Source organism: Serratia sp. NPDC078593, from assembly GCF_050268245.1.
Lineage (GTDB): Bacteria > Pseudomonadota > Gammaproteobacteria > Enterobacterales > Enterobacteriaceae > JBNNGK01.
This window is the reverse complement of the sequence record NZ_JBNNGK010000009.1, coordinates 1-17,889: the sequence shown is the minus strand read 5'-3', so window position 1 is coordinate 17,889 and position 17,889 is coordinate 1. Positions and strand designations below refer to the sequence as shown.

The following is a 17,889-nucleotide window of genomic DNA, read 5'->3' as shown; positions in this document are numbered from 1 at the left end:
AGGACGATAAATTATGTCAGTTACCAATGCATTGCTGAACACGCGTAACCAATATCAGGTGGAAACGATTGAAGTAGATGGGGAAACTTCATTTACTTTGGCCTGTTCGACTCAGCACAAGCTACTGCCCGCAAACGGCGGTATTCGTTGGCGGGCTTATTCTTCTCGCCAACAGCAGGAGGAAGAAGCGCTTATGCTGGCGCAGCGCATGTCGTTGAAACATGGGTTGTATAACACCGGCTTTAGCGGTGGAAAAATCGTGGTAAACAGCCAGCGCCCCCCTAAGGATCACCCCGCGGTGCTGGAGGCAATCGGCGCCCTGCTTAACCGTTATGCTGGCACCTTTTTTACCGGTTGCGATATTAATACCAGCAATCACGACATGGACTATTTACGCCGATTCACCCCGTGGATTTTAAATGCAATGGACAGCCCGCTGGTGGATACGTCGGTCGCGACCGGTTATGGCGTCTGGAGTTCGATCAATAAGGTGCTGTTACTGCGTCTTCACCATCTTAGCCGCGCGCGGATCGCAATTCATGGCATGGGGAAAGTGGGTGCTGAGGTGGCGAAACAGTGCCTACAGTTTGGTTGCGAAGTGGTTGGATATGACATCAATCCGGCCGCTCACTTCCCCGATGGTGTCATACGAGTGACCGAGGAGGCTCTGTGGACACAACACAGTGACGTGCTTTGCATTGCGTCCTTATCGGGGATCCTTACACCACAAAACGTTGATCGCTTGGATACGCGCTGGGTGATCAGCAGTGCTAACTCGCCGTTTAGCTGCCTTGAAGCCGAGCAACGGTTATTGGCGCGGGGCATCCATTATCTGCCGGATTACGTTAGCAACGCCGGTGCGGTTATTTGCGACAGTATCGAAATGGCGTTCACCGAACGTTATAACCAGATGAATCAGCAACAGGTAAATACTTATGTTCATTCGATCATCGGAGCCAAAACGGAAGAGCTGCTGCAACGTGCTCAACTGTTGGAATGTGAGGTTGGGCGGTTACTCCAGCCGATAAAATCGGCCGCGATGGTAGCTTAATATTAGGCAGGGTGGTTAAGACCATCCTGCCTTTGAGTTTTTGTGGGGGGAATCGATGATTTTTATCAAGGACGCTTTGCGTAGCCGGGTTGAATCCCAGTCGCAGGGACGGCGAACGGTGCTTTACACGGCAAGCGGCCAGCCAAGCTATATGTCTATCATTCCGCGCTTTAGGCTCAATGAGGTGGCTAGCGGGTTGGGAACGGCGGTGCATCCGGCGTTTATCGTGAATGGCGAAGTGAAAGAGGCCTTTTTCTATGGCTGTTACCCCGGCAGCGTGCAAAACGGTGAATTGTTAAGCCTGCCTAACGCGGAACCGGCTTGTTGGCGTGATTTAGCGGCTTTTCGCCAAGCTGCGGCTCGCAACGGCGCGGGGTGGCATATCAGCACGAATGCGGAATGGGCGGCGCTGATGTTTTGGTGTCGTCAGCAGCAGTGGCCGGAACAGGGGAATACCGATTATGGCCGTTCGCATTCCGAGCATTGCCAAACCGGTCGTCGTCTCGACGGCGCAGCCGCAGGGGCTGAGGAGGGACAGCCTACCACCGTTACCGCCTCGGGGCCTGCCGACTGGTATCACGATGGTTCGCCGTACGGTATAGGCGATCTGTGTGGCAACGTGTGGGAGTGGCAGCATGGCATGCGGTTGAGAGCGGGAGAAATTCAAATATTGCCCGATAATGACGCGGCGGGCCCACTGACCAACAGGGCGGAAACCAGCTGGCGGTCGATAGATTTGTATTCCGGTGAGTTAATTCTACCTGGGGCGGAAAATTCGGCGAAATTCGATGCATTGGTGGCTCGACGTGACGGCAATGCCGGTGTGCCGGTGATGAATACACGCATTCGACATTTTAATGGCGACCCGCAGGATAACGGCTATCCGCCGGGATTAATGGATGCGGCGTTTGATCGGATCCAGCCGTTGGCAGGCGGCAGCGTTCCACCGATACTTAAGATCCTCGGTATTGCCCCGCATCATCACTGTGACGATGGCGATCAGGTTTACTTGCGCAACTATGGTGAGCGCAGTTTAATGCGTGGTGGTGCCTGGTATTCTGGCGCGGCGGCCGGTTTGCGCACGCTGTGTCTGAGCCATGGCGCAAGCCATGCCAGCGCCACTGTTGGTGCCCGACCCGTATGGTGCTAGTCATTGCGCAACAGAACGCTTCAGAACAGGTGCCGCGTCTGCGTTGTGCAGATGTGAAGCCAGCCGGATAGAGGGAGACCGGTTTTTGGCCGGGTATCTGTTGCATCACGTACATCACCATGTTGCGCCTTTTCCGTCTCTGAAGTTATTTAGCGGGTGTTAGACGCGCTGAATAATGTCCTGAGGCGAGTGTTATGCGGTTGATATGTTGTTTATGGCGGTTATTTATTAGCGCTTAGCGTATCTAAATAATTCGATTTATCTGTTGATGCGGGCTCAATCCCCTACTGTACGGGTAGGGGAACACGATTAAATAAGCCGCTATTCGTAATACAGCGTGAATGATTAAAGCAAACAATGCAGCAGAACTGTGCCGATCTGACGGAAAATTTATCTCACTTAATCATGAGCGTTTGGTCGTATTTTCGTGCGTTGTTATTTAAATAAAGACATATAGACGCTCAGATGGCTATATCTATCATAATAGACGTTGTCTCTGTATGGTCTGTTATTCTCGTTTGATATATCAAATGGTTATTAATTCGTTATCTCCAAATACAATAAGGCATAGAATCCGGCTCAAACTCATTATTATTAGGATCGGCTATGCAATTTAAAACTCAGTTGCTGCATATTTATCACCTAAAGGAAGATTCGACAGGGGCACTGACGACGCCTATCTATCAAAGTAGTACGTTTGCATACGGTAGCGCTGAAGATGGCCGAGCCCGTTTCGCCGGTGAGCAATCGGGGTTTATCTACAGCCGTATGGCGAACCCCACCGTTCAGGCGCTTGAGCATCAGCTGGCGCAGTTGGAAGGCGCTGATGACGCGTTAGTGGTTGCCAGCGGTATGGCGGCAATCAGTAGTATTTTCTATGCATTAGCCAGCCAAGGTGACGAAATTGCCTTTATCGATCCGGTATATGGTGGCACTGCGGCATTTTTAATCGAAACCTTAACCCGGGCGGGTATTACCGTACGTCGTTATCAAGACGATGATCATTTATTGGCAGAGATTACTGCCGAGACAAAAATTATCTTATTTGAACCGATTACCAATCCAACTTTAAAAGTCAGTGACTACCGTAAGGTTAAACGTGCCGCTGAAAAGGTTGGGGCGATCACAGTATGCGACAACACTTTTTTGACTCCGTATTTATTTAAACCGCTGGAACAGGGCATTGATATTGTGATGCACAGTGCCACCAAATACTTAAGCGGTCACGGTGATTTAATTGCCGGTGTGGTGGCGGGGCCCCAAGTGTTAATGCAGGCTATCCGTAAGATCGCACTTAAACATATTGGTGCTGCTGTTGGGCCGCAGGAGGCTTATTTATTGCAACGGGGCTTGCGTACATTGGCACTCAGAATGGATGCACACCTTGCGGGTGCCGCGACGGTCGCGGCCTTTCTTGCCAACCAGCCGAGCGTAGCCAAAGTCTATTATCCAGGGTTATCACAAGATCAAGGCCATCAGGTGCTGAGTGAAACCATCAATGCCTTTGGGGGCATGGTGAGTATCGAACTGGAAGGGGGGTTTAACCGCGCTGCGCGCTTCTTAGACCACTTAACGTTATTTACCCAAGCGGTCAGTTTAGGTGATTTAGAGAGCCTTGCCTGCCACCCTGCAAGTACCACCCATGCCGCAATGGACGCAGCGAGCCGGCTTGCTGCGGGGGTTAATGATAACCTGATTAGACTCAGTATTGGGGTTGAAGATCCGCGGGATTTGATTGCCGATCTTGAACAGGCATTAGCAAGATGAACGCGTTATGGCGCAAAGCGTTGCCAGCGTTAATGTCACGCACAGGTTTGTGATAGACGCAGCAACTATGGCCGGTTGCGGGCGCGAATAAACCTTGGCTTAAGGGGGGCAACGCAAAAATACCTATTACACTTTCTTCGGGAACGGGCTTCTGGCAGTCTAGGTTCCCGAACTTACTCCTTGCGATACAGGGGAGTGAATCACGTTTCTTTATTCCACGGCGTTGAAACCAGATGAATGTAGTGAATATCCTGAAAAAGCTCGCCGGCAAAATACCTATCGCGCCGATTCTTGCCTTGATGGTGGCGCATAATGGCTATTTGATACTAAGTCCGATCCTTTTCCGGGTTTTACAGCATTTTCCCGATCGGTTAGAAAACTTTAGCTCCTGGCATGGTGCTATGGCGTTTCTTGAAACGATGGATATTCCACGCTTTATGATTGGTGTGGCGCTGATCTTGATGGCGATGATCTTGTTGTTAAGAACCCGTATTGCCTGGTTTTTTGCGTTGTTATTGCTTATTTGTGTGGTCGTAATCGACTCGTTCATCTTTAAACAACTATCTGCGCTGGTCGGGTATTCGCTGGTCACTATCGTTGGCCTGTTAATTTACTGGCGTCGTTTCGATCGGCATAGTTTGGGGAGCACCAGCTTTTTTGCTATTGCCAGTATGATTGCGCTGATGGTCTATAGCATGTTAGGCGTGTTGTATATTGGCGATCAGTTCACCCCAGAGGTGCGCGATCTACCTACGGCGTTCTACTTTGCCATTGTGTGTATGTCGACGGTGGGATTTGGCGATATTGTGCCGCATACCACTTTCGCACGTATGTTTACGCTGACGGTCATTATTTTGGGTATTACGGTTTTTGCTGCTTCTGTCGCCTCTGTTGCGGGCACGTTAATCAGCCATAATCTACAACATATTATCAAAGGGAGGTTTTCTCGCGTGAACCGTAAAAACCACTATATTATCGTGGGGGTATCTTCGCTGGCGCAAAATGTTTATACAGGGCTTATCAATAGCGGTGGGCATGTGACGCTTGTTTGTGAGCCGGGAAATAGACAGATATTTCCCCACCATGCAGATGTGGTCGAAGGTGATCCTTCTTCGGTGGCGACGCTGACGTTAGCGGGGGCTAAAAAAGCGAAATACATCGTTGCCTTAACCGACAGTGATGCGACAAATGCTTTTATTATACTCGCGGCCAAAGAAATCTGTGATGAGGAAACCAAAACAATTGCTTTGGTTAATGAAAGTCAAAATATGAATAAGATCAAGCAGATTAAACCTGATGCTGTACTCTCGTTGCAATTACTGGGTAGTGAATTGCTGGTGCGTTCGCTTAATGGGGAGCGGATTAATCATGACCTCAATATCGATACATTTTTCAGCAATCGTGGTGGGGAAAAGCAGAATAAGTAACGCAAGCTTAGCACGGGTGTATTGCTAGCCGGACTGATGTGGTTTGAGGATGGTTTTCGCTCCTATCGGTTTTAGACGTGAGGCGAACCTCACTCGCCGTTTTTCACCGTTATCACATTGCAACTCGACCCCGTCAGTACACTATTGCTGGTTATTCTCTCCTACGGCCACTTTTCTTGTGTGTGTCCGTTTTGAACGCGTAAAGGGCGGCTGGTGTTCGAGCAGTAATGAGATGCTGAAGCTCTGCGATCTGCTTCATTGCTGAGGCCAGTTCAACGGTGTGAACGCCCTGTTCAGCAGAGACTACGGCGGTCAGACAGCCTTTTTGAAACGGCTTACGCCAGAGGAACTACGGGCTGGCCGCCATTCCATGCTGGTGGGCAATGACCGAGACAGTCATACCGGATTCAAAACTCTGCTGAACAATGGCGATTTTTTCCTGAACAATACACCGTCTGCGCTTCTCTCCCCCTAAAACGTCGAGCAGCCAGATTCCAACAACTCACCTAAAAACGAGTATTAAGACTATCACTTATTTAAGCGACATCAGTTGGCTGGAGATTCAAGGGGCTAGCCTAAAGCGCATGTTGTCTTTCTGTTACTGTCTTATCAGGCGCCCGACCGGGAAGTCTTCTTCGAAATTACTTCTGAACGGGTTAATATCGAGGCCGCCGCGCCGTGTGTAACGTGCAAATACCGTTAGCTTATCCGGGGTGCAGTAATGTTGGATGTCGCTGAATATGCGCTCAACGCATTGCTCGTGAAATTCATTGTGCATTCTGAACGAAATGAGGTAGCGAAGTAAGCTCTCGCGGTTTATGGGTTTGCCAACGTATTTGATGACAACACTTCCCCAGTCGGGTTGATTGGTCACTAGACAATTAGATTTTAATAAGTTCGAGCAAAGCGTTTCCGATACCGGCTCACCCGTTGCGGCATTGAGGAGTACGTCTGGATTAAATGCGTAATCATCAATCTCAATATCCAGATGGTCAATACACTCTCCAGGAAGCGGGGCTAAACGCGCAGGGGGAAGATTTAGGTCGGTATAGAGCTTAACCTTCACCTCACCCGATGCGGCGGATGACAAATCTTTTTCAAGCGTCTGAATAACCTGTTCAGCCGTGCTAAAGAGGGTTTGGTTGAAACTATTGAGGTAGAGCTTAAATGATTTTGACTCAATAAGATTATGGCTGGTTGCTGGGATGAAAAACTCAGCAATCGCAACAATGGGTTTACCTTTTTCGTTCAACCAAGAAAGTTCATATCCCGTCCATAAGTCTACCCCTGAAAAAGGCAATTTTTCAGACGTTAGGTTGATCTCATCACGACCACGCGAGCGCGGCAGGGATTCCAATAAACTTGGGGTATAATGTTGGATGTAACCGGTGCTGTTACCCAGTAAAGTAATCTCTTCAGTTTTCATACATATTCCTTAATGCGGTCAGTTTTGCTTTCTTTATTAATATATTGTCTGAATAATTTACGTGTCGCATATATCGGTCCAACGCCGATAATTGCATAGCATAATTTAATTATAAACTGTGAAATAATCATGGTTTTTATGGTGTCGATGCTAAGGACATTATGGAAGGCCAGTATGCAAAAAATAACGCTATCAATGGCTGACGCGACGACAGTGCTGGTAATAACGCGAATGAAAAGATACCTGGAATTAGTCATCTCCTTGATCTTGCACAGTATCATTGAATTAATATTTTCAGAGATAAGATAGGCGGCTGAAGAGGCAAATAGCACCGCAATGATACTTTGCACAAACGTACTGTATGAGGTATTTAACCCCCACTCTTGCAGTGCTGGGAGAAGACTAGTTATCCATAGCCCGCTCACAAAAAAAACGTTAGAGATAAATGAGATAAAAATCGCCCTTCTCGCCATCCTTAGCCCATAGAATTCGTTAACAATATCCACCAGAATGAATGACAGTGGATAAAAGAATATGGCGGGCGGGACGACAAAGTTCACAACTGGGATCAGAATCGGCTTGACGCCACTGACCGTGCTTAGAATATAAATCACCGTCAACGCAACGCTGATAATCAGATAGGCATACCAAGAACGCTCATGCCTGTCGCCAAGATCATAAGAGGTTATTGTATTGGTATCACCATAAATCCGACGATAAAGAGCTTTAAGTTCATTACGGTTGAAATCATCTGTTATTTCACTGCTTTCAAGTTCATGCAAGCCGATGCTAATGTGTTTTCCTGTCGCGAGTACCATCACATTGGCAGTGATAACGTCCGATCGATTAAATCCAAGCAGTTTATATTTCTTATTCTTTTCCATTTAAATAGTACCTTTAACTATTTTATTCACAGAGGTAGCTTATTGAATTCTTTCCTCAACGATAGCACCCAGCAGAGTCTCTTCGTTGGTGGGTATATAAACAACATTATCTTCATTTTTTCTCGTATACATGCCTTCTTGTTTCGAGTGGAAGAGGGCGATCTGTTTTCTTTGCGCTTGGGAATGTCGTTTTATGATTAAAATATCACCCTGAAAGAAAATATTGCTTATTTTAGTTTCTACCAACATCGCGACCATGTTTGATACGTCGCCAAAAAACCATGTCAAAGGATATTGAGTAACCAGATTACCAATGCGGTTTTCAACATGATAAAGAAAGTCAGATTGTGGGATAACTGGAATAGCCGCCGGGTTTTTGTTCCCTTCAGGCGAGAGCATCTTTTCTACGCGTTCGATATGTTCTAAATCATGGTTTTCAATGACGTCGCAGGGGACACCAAAGAAATCAGCGATGCGGGTTATGGTTGAGGGATGAACATTGTTCACCTTGCCTTCAAGGATTTTGTATAAGGTTGCACGGGTTACACCAGTACGGTTGGCAAAAGAGACCTTTGTTTCACCTCGGCTGCGAATGATATAATCTATGTTATTGATTATATTTTCTTTTCTTTGAGATCCCGATACTTTCATTGGTGCATGTTCCAGTCTGCTGTTCCATGCTGCATGCTATAAATTAATTTGATGTATTTCAATATTCTTATACTTTTGTTTTACATAAAAAGTACATTTGCTAACGATCGAGTGGATTTGATTTATAATATATCGTTAATTATCATATTGTTATGTGTTGGTATTGTTATTTGTATACATTTATGTGGTCTTTTTGTATGTTTTTATGTTGACTTTTCCCAGTCTAAATGATTAAGTTATTTACACAAAGCGTTTCAAGATAACGCATAAATTGGTTAAATTTTATTGTCTTTACTTTCCAGCATCAGGGAACCACATCATTATAGTTAGTGAAGCCATGGTGATGAGTTAACGCCCTAGCGTTGCCCCAGTGGCATTTTCTTAGTGGCTTCAACTTCTGAGTATGGCGCAAAGCACCCGCCAGAAGATGAGGAATCGGTCGCTGTTGACCATTACGACACCCTGCATGAACCGCATCATCTGCTCCCGCAGTCATAACGGCAAAACCCTGAACAATGCGAATAGCACGGTTGAACCTCGCCGTGTGACGCAGTTTTCGCCGTGTTTTGGAGCATCATGAGTGGCGTGTTGTAAGATCCATCACCAAGGTTTCACAAACTGAGCCACGGGGTCGTTGCGCTGGAACACTTCAGCGCAGCGCTTATTTGCATTTACTGGCAAGCATTTATCCTCTTGTACGTGTTGCTAATTCTATCCTTAACACCTGCCCAGTTGATTAGACCCTCACTGAAGCGTGAGGGGGAGAGCATGTTGTTCTATTCGACGAAACCCGCTCATTGATAACGAAAGCAATAACCTGCTACTGAGCACATTCAGGCCGCGACATCCGACGTGAAATCATTATTGGCGATAGTCGAAATCGCAAAAATCAGTGTTATCCGACCGTAAATTTGCGTTAAGTGCCAAAAATATGTGATCCATATCACATAAATGGCGTATTTTTTGTTTATTAAGTGACCTACTTGAACATTTGAATGTTGTGGAGATGTTTCATTTTTTGCCGGCAAAGAGACGAATAAAGTTGTCCGAGGTGTTGTGAGTAAGGTACGTGTTACAGTGAGTTCTATCTGGGATTTTTCTTGGCTTGATCGTCACTATTTAGCTTACTTAAGGTATTGATCTGTTGTTATATCTGAATAATAGAGAAATTATGTTTTCATTTATGTTAATTTTTTGAGAATCTTCTTATTAGCTATCTAATGCTTTGTTGTTAAAAACAGCTTTATTAAAATTGTTATATTTAAGATCGGAAAACTCGATCAAAAATAACATTTTAATAGGTATTGGCTATTGAATTGATTCTAATTGATCGTTATTACCAATTTTGAATAATTATATTCCATCGTTAGTATTGCTTTGCCTCATTAAGAAAATGCTTAGATTTAAGTGAGGGGGTATTCTCATTATCCAACCGAGGAATGGTGTTGGCTTTTTTGCGATGTGAAGGGAATCTGTATGCTGCAGATAATGAATAATGAACGGGTGCTCGTTCGTGATACATTGTTGAAAAAATCCGTGGCCTGGCCAGATACCAATAGGTATTTTTATGCCGGTATTTTGGGCTATTGTGATTTAATTAATACACCGCCTGAAAAATTGAAAGTCATGTTTGTCGACTTTCAGTTATCTAATATACGCCTTTTTCTTGAACAGGACTGGTTAATTTATCCTGTTTGTCATCGTGTTATTCTAGTTTCCGATCGCTACTTACTGCCGCTGGCTAATTATTATTGTGGCCGTTTTAACCAGATTGATTCGGTGATTCAAGCAAGCGGGGGATCAGAAGATATTTTTAATCAAATTAATTATGTGATTTCCGGTAAAAAAGTCTCGCCACCGTCGAAAGCTAGCCTGTCGACACGTGAAATGTGCTTGCTGCGAATATTAACCAGCGGTGTAAGCGTGCGCGAGCTGGCTGATAGGTTGCAGCTTAGCCCAAAAACGGTCTACGCCATTCGTCAAAATATGCTTGCGAAAATGGGGTTGCGCAAAATGAAAGACATTTTTTTGCAGGCGGTGCCTAGTGCTAGATGATAGCATCGATGATGAGGTGAATATCGCCCTATATTAAGTTGATTTAGCTAATCATTATCATTTTATGAATAAAGGACTTATTCGAAAATTAAATTTTCGAATGCGCCCTTGCGTCGCATTTGTGTGCCACACCAGTGAATGCCGGTGGGAAATTAATTGATTGAAATAAATAAAGGAAGATAGTTTATGAAGAAGTTAGCTCTGGCTTTGATTGCAGCTTCAGCAATGGGAACAATTAATCTGGCTAATGCAGATACGCGTACTGCGAATGCGACAGCATCTTGGGATGCGAAAGCCATTAAAGATACCAACAGCATGCTGGTTGTGACGCCATTGAAATCACTGACCTTTAATTATGCTGAAGGTTTGGAGCGTTTTAATACGCAGGATGGCGCATTTGATATCACTATTGCCGGCCAGTCTGGCGCCAGCGATTTTAAACTGACCTCAAAAATCATCTCTAACACCCTGAGCCGTACCAGTGACGACTCTGAGCTGACAGTGGGTGTAAAGTGGAACGGCAACGATCTTTCTGACAGCACTGAAACCGTGATGATCGATACCTCTGCCGGTGTGAGCGCTGGCTTGGCTGCATTGGCTCAGGAAAGCGCCTACGCCGGTTCTGCACGTACCAGCTCTCAAGGCGTATTCGCTTTCAATATCGTGAAAGCTACTATGGCTGGTGCCGATACGGCGTTTAAAGATCTGACCGATGGTTACTGGGATGGCAACGTAAACGTTGAATTCGCCGCTACCTGGGATGGCACCTTCACGCCAGCGCCGTAATAAATTTTTGTCATTAACCTGTCAGGATTGGGGGGAATACTCCCCAATCCTGTGGAGTGCACTATGAAAAAATGGTTTCCCGCTCTGTTGTGCTTTGCCCTGTTCATTTGCCCCCATGCTAATGCGATTAACGTGGGAGCCATTACCTCGATCATCGCGCCAGGTCAGGACGTTATTGCTAAGGAAGTCATTAACACCGTGGATGAAGCACGCTTAGTCAGTCTGTCTGTCGAGCGTATTTCCTCTCCGATGGAAGGGGGAAAAGTCATCCCGATGGAGAATAAAAAGGAAATAATGACCACGCCGTCAAACCTGATTTTACCCGGTAATGGCAAAGACGTTTTCCGTATTTTTTATGCCGGCCCGAAAGATAATAAGGAGCGTTATTATCGCTTGATCTGGCGTGATAATCCGATCGCTGAGGAGGGGCTGTCAAAAACACGCAAAGCGGCTTCGGCAACCACATCAGCCACGATTAGTACCATTCTAGTCGTCACGCCGCGACAGGATGATTTTAATTATCACTATCGGGATGGGGTAATTTATAACACCGGGAACAGTTCTTTCCGAACCGTGGCCTTTGGCCCATGTAAACAACCGCAGACCGGCGAAGATAAAAAGAAAGGTTGCCGCGAGCGTTATTACGTCATGCCGGGGTTAGGGGCGCACTTAAAGTTTGTTGATATTAAAAGTCAAAAACTCAGCGTTGGTATTTGGCATAACGAAGATTATATCAACGTGAAATAGCCTCTTTATAAATAGCCAGTGGCTTATGCGTTTTTCATTTGCGCTCACATCAGGATAAGGATGTTGTTGGGGAATGTTATGAGCAATAATTTCACCTTCAGGACGAAGGTTGCCGCGTTATGTATTACGGCAGCCATTGTGTCTATGCAGGCTAATGCAAGAAACTTACAGGATGTGCGTTTAGGAAATTATCTCATCCCCGGCGTATTCGGTCAGGCTCTGGCTGAAGGTATGACTATTCCTATATTTTTGCGTTATAAAGGTGGCGACCAACAAGAAAAACAAAAGGTAGCCGATGCGCTGGTCGTGTTGGAAAAAGACGGCCTGATGATTAAAGATATTACATTAGTAGATAATCCCGAAGGGGCGATGCTGGCGGAGGAGACGCGGACGTTAATCAGCAGCCTGAAGGATTCTATTTTTAGCCAGAATACCCAAATTGTGCTTTCTGCCGACGCGCAATTAAATCTGAATCTCCGTTCATTTGTATTAACATTGGATGTCAGTGAAAAAAGCCTGTCGACCGCAATAATTCCGCGTCACAGCGTATTGGGGGCGTCCTCGGTGCCGAACTTCAGTTCGGTATTGAATTACGATTTTGGCGTCTACCGTTCGCAGATAAAAAACGGTAATAACACCTCGAATAGCTATTTGAATCTGGATAATACTTTTGGCGTGGCGGAGCACCATTTCAATCTGAATGGTTCCTTCTATGGTATTGGGGGTTCCCGGCAGGATACCCAGCTTTACCGGGCAATGTATGAGCGGGATAGGGACGGACGTCGTCTGGCGTTTGGGCTGGTTGATACCTGGAATTTGCAATCGCTGGGTAGCCTGTCTGCACTCAACTCCAGTAAGGTGTACGGCGTGACTTACGGTAATAAGTCCTCGACCAAAATCGTGCATAACCAATATTCTCTGACGCCGATCACCGTTTTCCTACCCAGCGCGGGCGAAGTGCATATCTATCGTCAGGGGCGCTTACTGAACATTCAGAACTTCCCGATGGGCAGTTTTGAAGTGGATACCAGCCGTCTGCCGTTTGGTATTTATGATGTCGATGTTGAGGTGGTGATAGACGGTAAAGTTAATTCGCGTCTACGTCAGACCATTAATAAGGCGTTTGCCGCAAGTAACACCGAGGCGAATGAACTGAACTGGCAGGTGTACGGCGGTTATGTCGATTACGACGATCGTCGCAACCGGACGAATAATAAGACTAACCAAACCTATTTGGCCGGAGCTTCTGCGGCGATCTCGATACCGGAAATCCTCAAGATAGACTCGGGGCCAGCCATACTGGGGCTGACGATACAAACCTCTAACTATACGTTTGATCAAAATGTGGTGAATGAAACAGCGGCTAACCTAAGCGTGGGGCAATACGGCAGCCTGGGTTGGCAGGGGCTGATAGCGCAAGAGGGGAGTTACCGGAATATTTTTAGCGTGAGTGCCACGCTGCCAGATGGCTACGGTTCACTCTGGGCCAACCGGGAGAAAAGCCATATCGGCGAACGGCTGCCCGTTTATGAGACAGACAGCTACGCCTATGGTGGCAGTTTCAGCCTGAGCCGTTTTTTTGAACGTGGCGGGCAACTGACATTGAGCCGCACGGTAGACAAACGCGATCGCAGCACGTCAAACAACCTTGAGTATTCTACGTCGCTGTTCTCTGGGCGTTATGGCACGGTGAACCTGCGTGCGGGGATCCAGCGTTATCAGTATGACTACCAGTCGAATAGCACCAATCAGCGTTATATTTCGCTGGATTTCTCGTTGCCTTTGGCGGCTTGGTTAAGTACCGGCGTGTCTTCAAACAATGGCAACGTACGCGCAAACCTGAATGCCAACAAAAGTTTTGATGATTCGGCCATCACCTCTGCGGGCTTCAATTTAGCCAAGCTGTTGAAAGATAAACATAACGGTGAAAGCGATTATTCCGCTTCTGGTTATGCCGCGTTTGATACCAAGTACAGTGCGGGCACGCTTTCGCTGTCACGGCCTGATAACAACCGTTTGAATGGTAACTTAACCGCGCGCGGCTCAGCGGCTTACAGCGATAAAAATCTGGCTGCCAGCGGCATCCAGGAGAAATCGGGTGTGATTGTTAAAACCGACATTATCGATGGAGCGGTACTTTCCGCTCAAGTGAATGGCCGTAACTATCGCCTGACCGGTGCAGATAACTTTATTCCGTTGCCGCCGTATGCGAACTACAAAGTTGAACTGATGAACGACAAGAATTCGATGGACAGTTTCGACATCGTGAAGGGGCGAACCCGCAACGTCACGCTGTATCCGGGCAATGTGGCTGTCTACAAACCGGAAGTGAAACAACTGGTGACGGTATTTGGCCGGATGATCCGTGCGGATGGTCAGGCACTTGCCAATGCGGCGGTGCGTAACCACATCGGTAAAACCACGACGGACGCGAGCGGCGCTTTCTCAATGGATGTAGATAAACGTTTCCCAAGTGTGTCGTTGACCACCGAAGATCACGGCATTTGCGAAGTGGATCTGGATCTGAAGCAGGCCAGGGGCGTGAAGTGGGTCGGCAATGTGATCTGTGCGCCACAAACTCTATTGGCACAACGATAAGGACAGGGTTTGAGATGAAACTGCGTCATTTTTGCGGGCTTGCCGGTGCGCTGCTGCTGGTCTCTTTCGCCAATCAGGCCGCTAACGTAAGCAATAGCTATTTCTTTATCGAGAATCAGGTGGATGGCGAGTACTTTATTACGCCACAGAGCACCGATCCGCGCTTTAGCGGTGCCAACATGTTTACCAAGTATGCGGCTAGCAACCAGCTTAGCTTGGGCTATATGGGATACACGGGAATTATTGCGCTGAATAGCTTTGCGGATATCTGGCTGGAGGACTCACCCATTGATCGGCCGTTTATTGGTAACCGCTGTATGCGAAATGCCTCTGCCTGCCCTTCAACGGGATATTTGTCGCCGAGCTATATTGATAGCAAAGGGATTTATCACGTACAGATGACGACGCATGCGGGTGAAGCGGGTTATGCGCGGGGTATTTTCTCTGATTCGGCATATGAATATTTTAAAAATGTCTCTGTTGGGGCGGTTGAAGTTTATCAATACCGTTACTGCTATACCCGCACGGATTATGATCCTGCCGCAGGGCAAACCTGTACCTCGGTGGGCGGGACACAGGGTGGACATCAGTTTACGATGACCAAAGCGGGCAGTTTACGGCTGGAGTCGACTAACGCTCTGCAAGAGATCTTTATCGACAGCAACGGTAATCCTGCGATGGGGTTAGGATCGCAATTCTGTACGGTGGGCTACATTGGTTCGCTGAATGGGGCTATCTGTAAATTGGTATCCTATCAGATGCAAGGGAGCACCCTTTCGCCGATGCGTGTGAGTATGAAAGTTGATACTGCTGCGCTCGGGTTTACGCCTGCGGCAAGCACCATTCGTCTGAGTGCCGACGGCGCTAGCGGTTGGGTAAACTACAGCGCTACGACCAACGCGGCGAGTTTACTTAAATCGGGTAATGGCGGTATTTATGTTTTTTTCTCGCAAACTTTTCTCAAGAACTTGATCGATCGCGGTGTGGATCTGACTAATAGCCAAGACTTTTTCACCTTTCTGTTTACCAGTACGGTGGCACCGCAGTCGGGGTTTTATGAGTTTTCGCCTTCCAACACCATCATCCTGCGTCCGCGTGATTTTGGAATCAGCATCATTTCCAAAGATCTGGCACCTAACCCGCAGCGCGAAGGGAAAGTGGGTGCCCAAGAACCCCCGCTGGTTTTCGATTATACCGTGACCACCTCCGGTCCAAGGCAGGCTGATGCGATCACCGCGCAGGTCTCTGGCCCGCTGGCACAAAAAGGGGGGCGTCCTTACTGCGTATTCTCTTCGAGTGACGGCAAGGTTCGGGTTCCGTTCTCGGCTTATTTGTCCTATACCAATGGAAGTGGGCAAACCGTCAGTTCGCGTAATAGCTGTGATGATGTGCCGATTAGCCTGAATGCGGCGCGTTGGGTGGAGTCCCCTTGGCCGGATCCCTATCAAAATGACGGCAGTTTTTACCGTACCGACCTATCGCTGACTTTCCCAATGAATGAGGGGAGTTCGATGTGGACGTTGGACGGGAGTGACTGGATGGGCGTGGTGAGCGCCACCGGTGAGGTTCGCGTCACCGCGACCTGGACGGGTGCAGATATTCAATAAGGCTGATGATGAAACATGTATTGTGGTGGCTAGCTCTGTTGCTGGCCTCGCCGGCGCAGGCGATTTATCTCTCTTCCAGCGTATTTACGTTGGAGAGTGACCAGACCTTTTTCTCGCGCCAGTTTGTTAACAACACCAAAAATACCAATTTGTATGTCATCAGCGCTTATCGGATTGATCAACCCGGGCGCGATGAGCAGCCGCGGCCACTCGAAGAAGGGGAAATTCTCTATACGCCGTTACGTAAGATCTTGGAGCCAGGGGCCTGGGAATATTTCAAAATTTTCTACCGTGGGCCAGCGGACGATCGTGAACGCTATTATCGTATTGTGATTAAAGAAATTCCGGCCAATGCGATGGCGATGCCGTCCCACAGCAAGGCACCGTTGGTCTCGCCGATTGTAGCACTCGATACTATTTTTGTGGTTCGCCCACGTCAGATGCGTTTCACTTATCACTATGATCCGCAGGCCGGCGTATTGAAAAACACCGGTAATACCTATTTCCGCGTGATGATCCACCCGAGTTGTGATGCGCAAGACGATAGCGCTAAGGTGTTCAATTTATTGCCGGGGGAAAGTTACCGAGGTGCCGATCTACGTGGGCAACAGCGCAAGTTTATTATTGGTTTTAATAAATATCTGCGCTTGGGGGAACAGTGTTTTGGGGCGCTTGACGATGTTCGCTGAGTATTTAGTGAAGCTATTGATAACGTCAATAAACCCAACCAGACAGGGGGATGTGATATCACCCCGGATTGAATGTGGCTAATATCAGTATGGCTCGGCTTACTTGAGGAGGCGGGTGAGCACATCACGACAACCTAAAGTGGGATTAATCCAGCGGACAAACGCGAATAATATGGCCGTCTGGATCTTTAATCAGGAACGTTCGGCCAAATACATCGCTATACGGTTCCTTTATCACATTGATCTCAAATATATTTTGCTCCTTCCATTCCGTATACAGATTATCCACATCCTTGCCGGTTGGCAGCATAATGCCAATTTCTGAAAAGCGTGGTACCTCAGGCTCTGGAGCATCGCCACCGGACCAGATAGCAAATAGCGCATCACCAGACGACGCAAAAGCAACGTAACGTGGAGTGACGAATACCGGCTCTTTCTTGAAGATGAATTGGTAAAATTCGGTAGAACGTTTTACGTCGGAAACGTACACCAGTTGCAGGTTAGGGGTTACAGAGGGAACGTTGCTCATAAATTTTCCGAAATTCCATACCATTTGTTAACAAATTTAAACCATTATATTAGCATGATTTTGTAATGATTTGATGCGCTGGCGCGCCATGTGTCTGTAGTGATTTCTATGTCATATTTTGATGTTATCAGCTTGTTTTTGGGATATTCAAGGTGAGCTACACCTGTTTGCAAGGCCTTACGTCCGAATACTTTCTCCACACGAGTGCCCGTTTTAGAGCAAACGCGATCTAAGGTGTCTTTTTCATATTAGGTGAACTCTTTTTCCAGAGAATGAGGGGCGAAAACTCGATTTTATCCCGGTACTAAACAAAGGGAAGAAATCATTATTGAACGTATCTTCACAGGAATGGCCTGTTGCTCTGACACTAAAGTACGCCAATCCTGCTGCGTCCATCGTCCAGTCTTGATGCTCCATTTCAGCTGATTGATCTTACCCAGCAATAGTGGACACGGCGCTAAGTGAGTAAACTCTTAACCAGAGGTAGCTCACATGACAAAATCAGCATCAAGCAAAAAGCAG

The 17,889-nt window shown here is 47.1% G+C and carries 14 protein-coding genes and 1 pseudogene; 10 read left to right on the top strand and 5 right to left on the bottom strand.

Annotated features, from left to right (window positions below; genetic code table 11):
* The first annotated feature begins 13 nt into the window (after nt 1–13).
* From ACQKDS_RS11610 to kch, 4 genes are all read left to right on the top strand, one after another.
* Nucleotides 14–1,051 carry a Glu/Leu/Phe/Val dehydrogenase dimerization domain-containing protein gene (locus tag ACQKDS_RS11610; protein WP_399670333.1) on the top strand — a complete coding sequence of 346 codons (1,038 nt, stop codon included), beginning with the start codon at nt 14–16 and terminating at the stop codon, nt 1,049–1,051.
* 55 nt (nt 1,052–1,106) lie between these two features.
* Nucleotides 1,107–2,201, top strand: coding sequence for a hypothetical protein (locus ACQKDS_RS11605; protein ID WP_399670331.1), 1,095 nt, complete (start codon nt 1,107–1,109; stop codon nt 2,199–2,201).
* Nucleotides 2,202–2,807: 606 nt separating this feature from the next.
* A complete protein-coding gene (locus tag ACQKDS_RS11600; RefSeq protein ID WP_399670328.1) occupies nt 2,808–3,968 on the top strand; it encodes a trans-sulfuration enzyme family protein in 1,161 nt (386 codons plus the stop codon).
* Nucleotides 3,969–4,210: 242 nt separating this feature from the next.
* Nucleotides 4,211–5,395, top strand: a complete 1,185-nt coding sequence (gene kch, locus ACQKDS_RS11595; RefSeq protein ID WP_399670766.1) for a voltage-gated potassium channel protein — start codon at nt 4,211–4,213, stop codon at nt 5,393–5,395.
* A 214-nt stretch (nt 5,396–5,609) separates the two neighbouring features.
* Here kch and ACQKDS_RS11590 read toward each other — a convergent pair.
* The 4 genes and pseudogenes from ACQKDS_RS11590 to ACQKDS_RS11575 form a co-directional block, all read right to left on the bottom strand.
* Nucleotides 5,610–5,888 (bottom strand): annotated as a pseudogene (locus tag ACQKDS_RS11590) (transposase); the annotation flags it as partial.
* A 105-nt stretch (nt 5,889–5,993) separates the two neighbouring features.
* The gene (queF, locus tag ACQKDS_RS11585) at nt 5,994–6,821 is read right to left on the bottom strand and encodes an NADPH-dependent 7-cyano-7-deazaguanine reductase QueF (RefSeq protein WP_399670325.1); all 828 of its coding nucleotides are present in this window, start codon (nt 6,819–6,821) and stop codon (nt 5,994–5,996) included.
* Nucleotides 6,818–7,705 (bottom strand): queuosine precursor transporter, encoded by an 888-nt coding sequence (locus ACQKDS_RS11580; protein WP_399670322.1) that lies wholly within the window; start codon nt 7,703–7,705, stop codon nt 6,818–6,820. The genes queF and ACQKDS_RS11580 overlap by 4 nt, the downstream gene beginning before the upstream one ends.
* A 39-nt stretch (nt 7,706–7,744) precedes the next feature.
* On the bottom strand, nt 7,745–8,356 hold the full coding sequence (locus ACQKDS_RS11575) for a helix-turn-helix domain-containing protein (protein ID WP_399670320.1): 612 nt from the start codon (nt 8,354–8,356) through the stop codon (nt 7,745–7,747).
* A gap of 1,476 nt (nt 8,357–9,832) precedes the next feature.
* On the opposite strand from ACQKDS_RS11575, the gene ACQKDS_RS11570 reads away from it, so the two are divergent.
* The 6 genes from ACQKDS_RS11570 to ACQKDS_RS11545 all read left to right on the top strand — a co-directional run bounded on the left by ACQKDS_RS11570 (nt 9,833) and on the right by ACQKDS_RS11545 (nt 16,838).
* A complete protein-coding gene (locus ACQKDS_RS11570) occupies nt 9,833–10,411 on the top strand; it encodes a LuxR C-terminal-related transcriptional regulator (protein WP_399670317.1) in 579 nt (192 codons plus the stop codon).
* A gap of 186 nt (nt 10,412–10,597) precedes the next feature.
* Nucleotides 10,598–11,197, top strand: coding sequence for a common pilus major fimbrillin subunit EcpA (gene ecpA, locus ACQKDS_RS11565; protein ID WP_399670314.1), 600 nt, complete (start codon nt 10,598–10,600; stop codon nt 11,195–11,197).
* A 63-nt stretch (nt 11,198–11,260) separates the two neighbouring features.
* Nucleotides 11,261–11,944 carry a hypothetical protein gene (locus ACQKDS_RS11560; protein WP_399670311.1) on the top strand — a complete coding sequence of 228 codons (684 nt, stop codon included), beginning with the start codon at nt 11,261–11,263 and terminating at the stop codon, nt 11,942–11,944.
* A 78-nt stretch (nt 11,945–12,022) separates the two neighbouring features.
* On the top strand, nt 12,023–14,542 hold the full coding sequence (locus ACQKDS_RS11555) for a CS1-pili formation C-terminal domain-containing protein (RefSeq protein ID WP_399670309.1): 2,520 nt from the start codon (nt 12,023–12,025) through the stop codon (nt 14,540–14,542).
* 14 nt (nt 14,543–14,556) lie between these two features.
* Nucleotides 14,557–16,149, top strand: a complete 1,593-nt coding sequence (locus ACQKDS_RS11550) for a fimbrial protein (protein ID WP_399670306.1) — start codon at nt 14,557–14,559, stop codon at nt 16,147–16,149.
* 5 nt (nt 16,150–16,154) lie between these two features.
* Complete coding sequence (locus tag ACQKDS_RS11545; RefSeq protein WP_399670303.1) at nt 16,155–16,838, top strand: fimbrial protein; 684 nt, start codon at nt 16,155–16,157, stop codon at nt 16,836–16,838.
* 145 nt (nt 16,839–16,983) lie between these two features.
* Here the strand turns inward: ACQKDS_RS11545 and ACQKDS_RS11540 are convergent, their stop codons facing one another.
* Nucleotides 16,984–17,367 carry a VOC family protein gene (locus tag ACQKDS_RS11540; RefSeq protein ID WP_399670300.1) on the bottom strand — a complete coding sequence of 128 codons (384 nt, stop codon included), beginning with the start codon at nt 17,365–17,367 and terminating at the stop codon, nt 16,984–16,986.
* Between the last annotated feature and the right edge of the window lie 522 nt (nt 17,368–17,889).

What these genes read in the sequence shown, in the direction of transcription:
- ACQKDS_RS11610 (WP_399670333.1), top strand. Translation starts at nt 14, where the DNA reads ATGTCAGTTACCAATGCATTGCTGAACACGCGTAACCAATATCAGGTG.
- ACQKDS_RS11605 (WP_399670331.1), top strand. Translation starts at nt 1,107, where the DNA reads ATGATTTTTATCAAGGACGCTTTGCGTAGCCGGGTTGAATCCCAGTCG.
- ACQKDS_RS11600 (WP_399670328.1), top strand. Translation starts at nt 2,808, where the DNA reads ATGCAATTTAAAACTCAGTTGCTGCATATTTATCACCTAAAGGAAGAT.
- queF (WP_399670325.1), bottom strand. Translation starts at nt 6,821, where the DNA reads ATGAAAACTGAAGAGATTACTTTACTGGGTAACAGCACCGGTTACATC.
- ACQKDS_RS11580 (WP_399670322.1), bottom strand. Translation starts at nt 7,705, where the DNA reads ATGGAAAAGAATAAGAAATATAAACTGCTTGGATTTAATCGATCGGAC.
- ACQKDS_RS11575 (WP_399670320.1), bottom strand. Translation starts at nt 8,356, where the DNA reads ATGAAAGTATCGGGATCTCAAAGAAAAGAAAATATAATCAATAACATA.
- ACQKDS_RS11570 (WP_399670317.1), top strand. Translation starts at nt 9,833, where the DNA reads ATGCTGCAGATAATGAATAATGAACGGGTGCTCGTTCGTGATACATTG.
- ecpA (WP_399670314.1), top strand. Translation starts at nt 10,598, where the DNA reads ATGAAGAAGTTAGCTCTGGCTTTGATTGCAGCTTCAGCAATGGGAACA.
- ACQKDS_RS11560 (WP_399670311.1), top strand. Translation starts at nt 11,261, where the DNA reads ATGAAAAAATGGTTTCCCGCTCTGTTGTGCTTTGCCCTGTTCATTTGC.
- ACQKDS_RS11555 (WP_399670309.1), top strand. Translation starts at nt 12,023, where the DNA reads ATGAGCAATAATTTCACCTTCAGGACGAAGGTTGCCGCGTTATGTATT.
- ACQKDS_RS11550 (WP_399670306.1), top strand. Translation starts at nt 14,557, where the DNA reads ATGAAACTGCGTCATTTTTGCGGGCTTGCCGGTGCGCTGCTGCTGGTC.
- ACQKDS_RS11545 (WP_399670303.1), top strand. Translation starts at nt 16,155, where the DNA reads ATGATGAAACATGTATTGTGGTGGCTAGCTCTGTTGCTGGCCTCGCCG.
- ACQKDS_RS11540 (WP_399670300.1), bottom strand. Translation starts at nt 17,367, where the DNA reads ATGAGCAACGTTCCCTCTGTAACCCCTAACCTGCAACTGGTGTACGTT.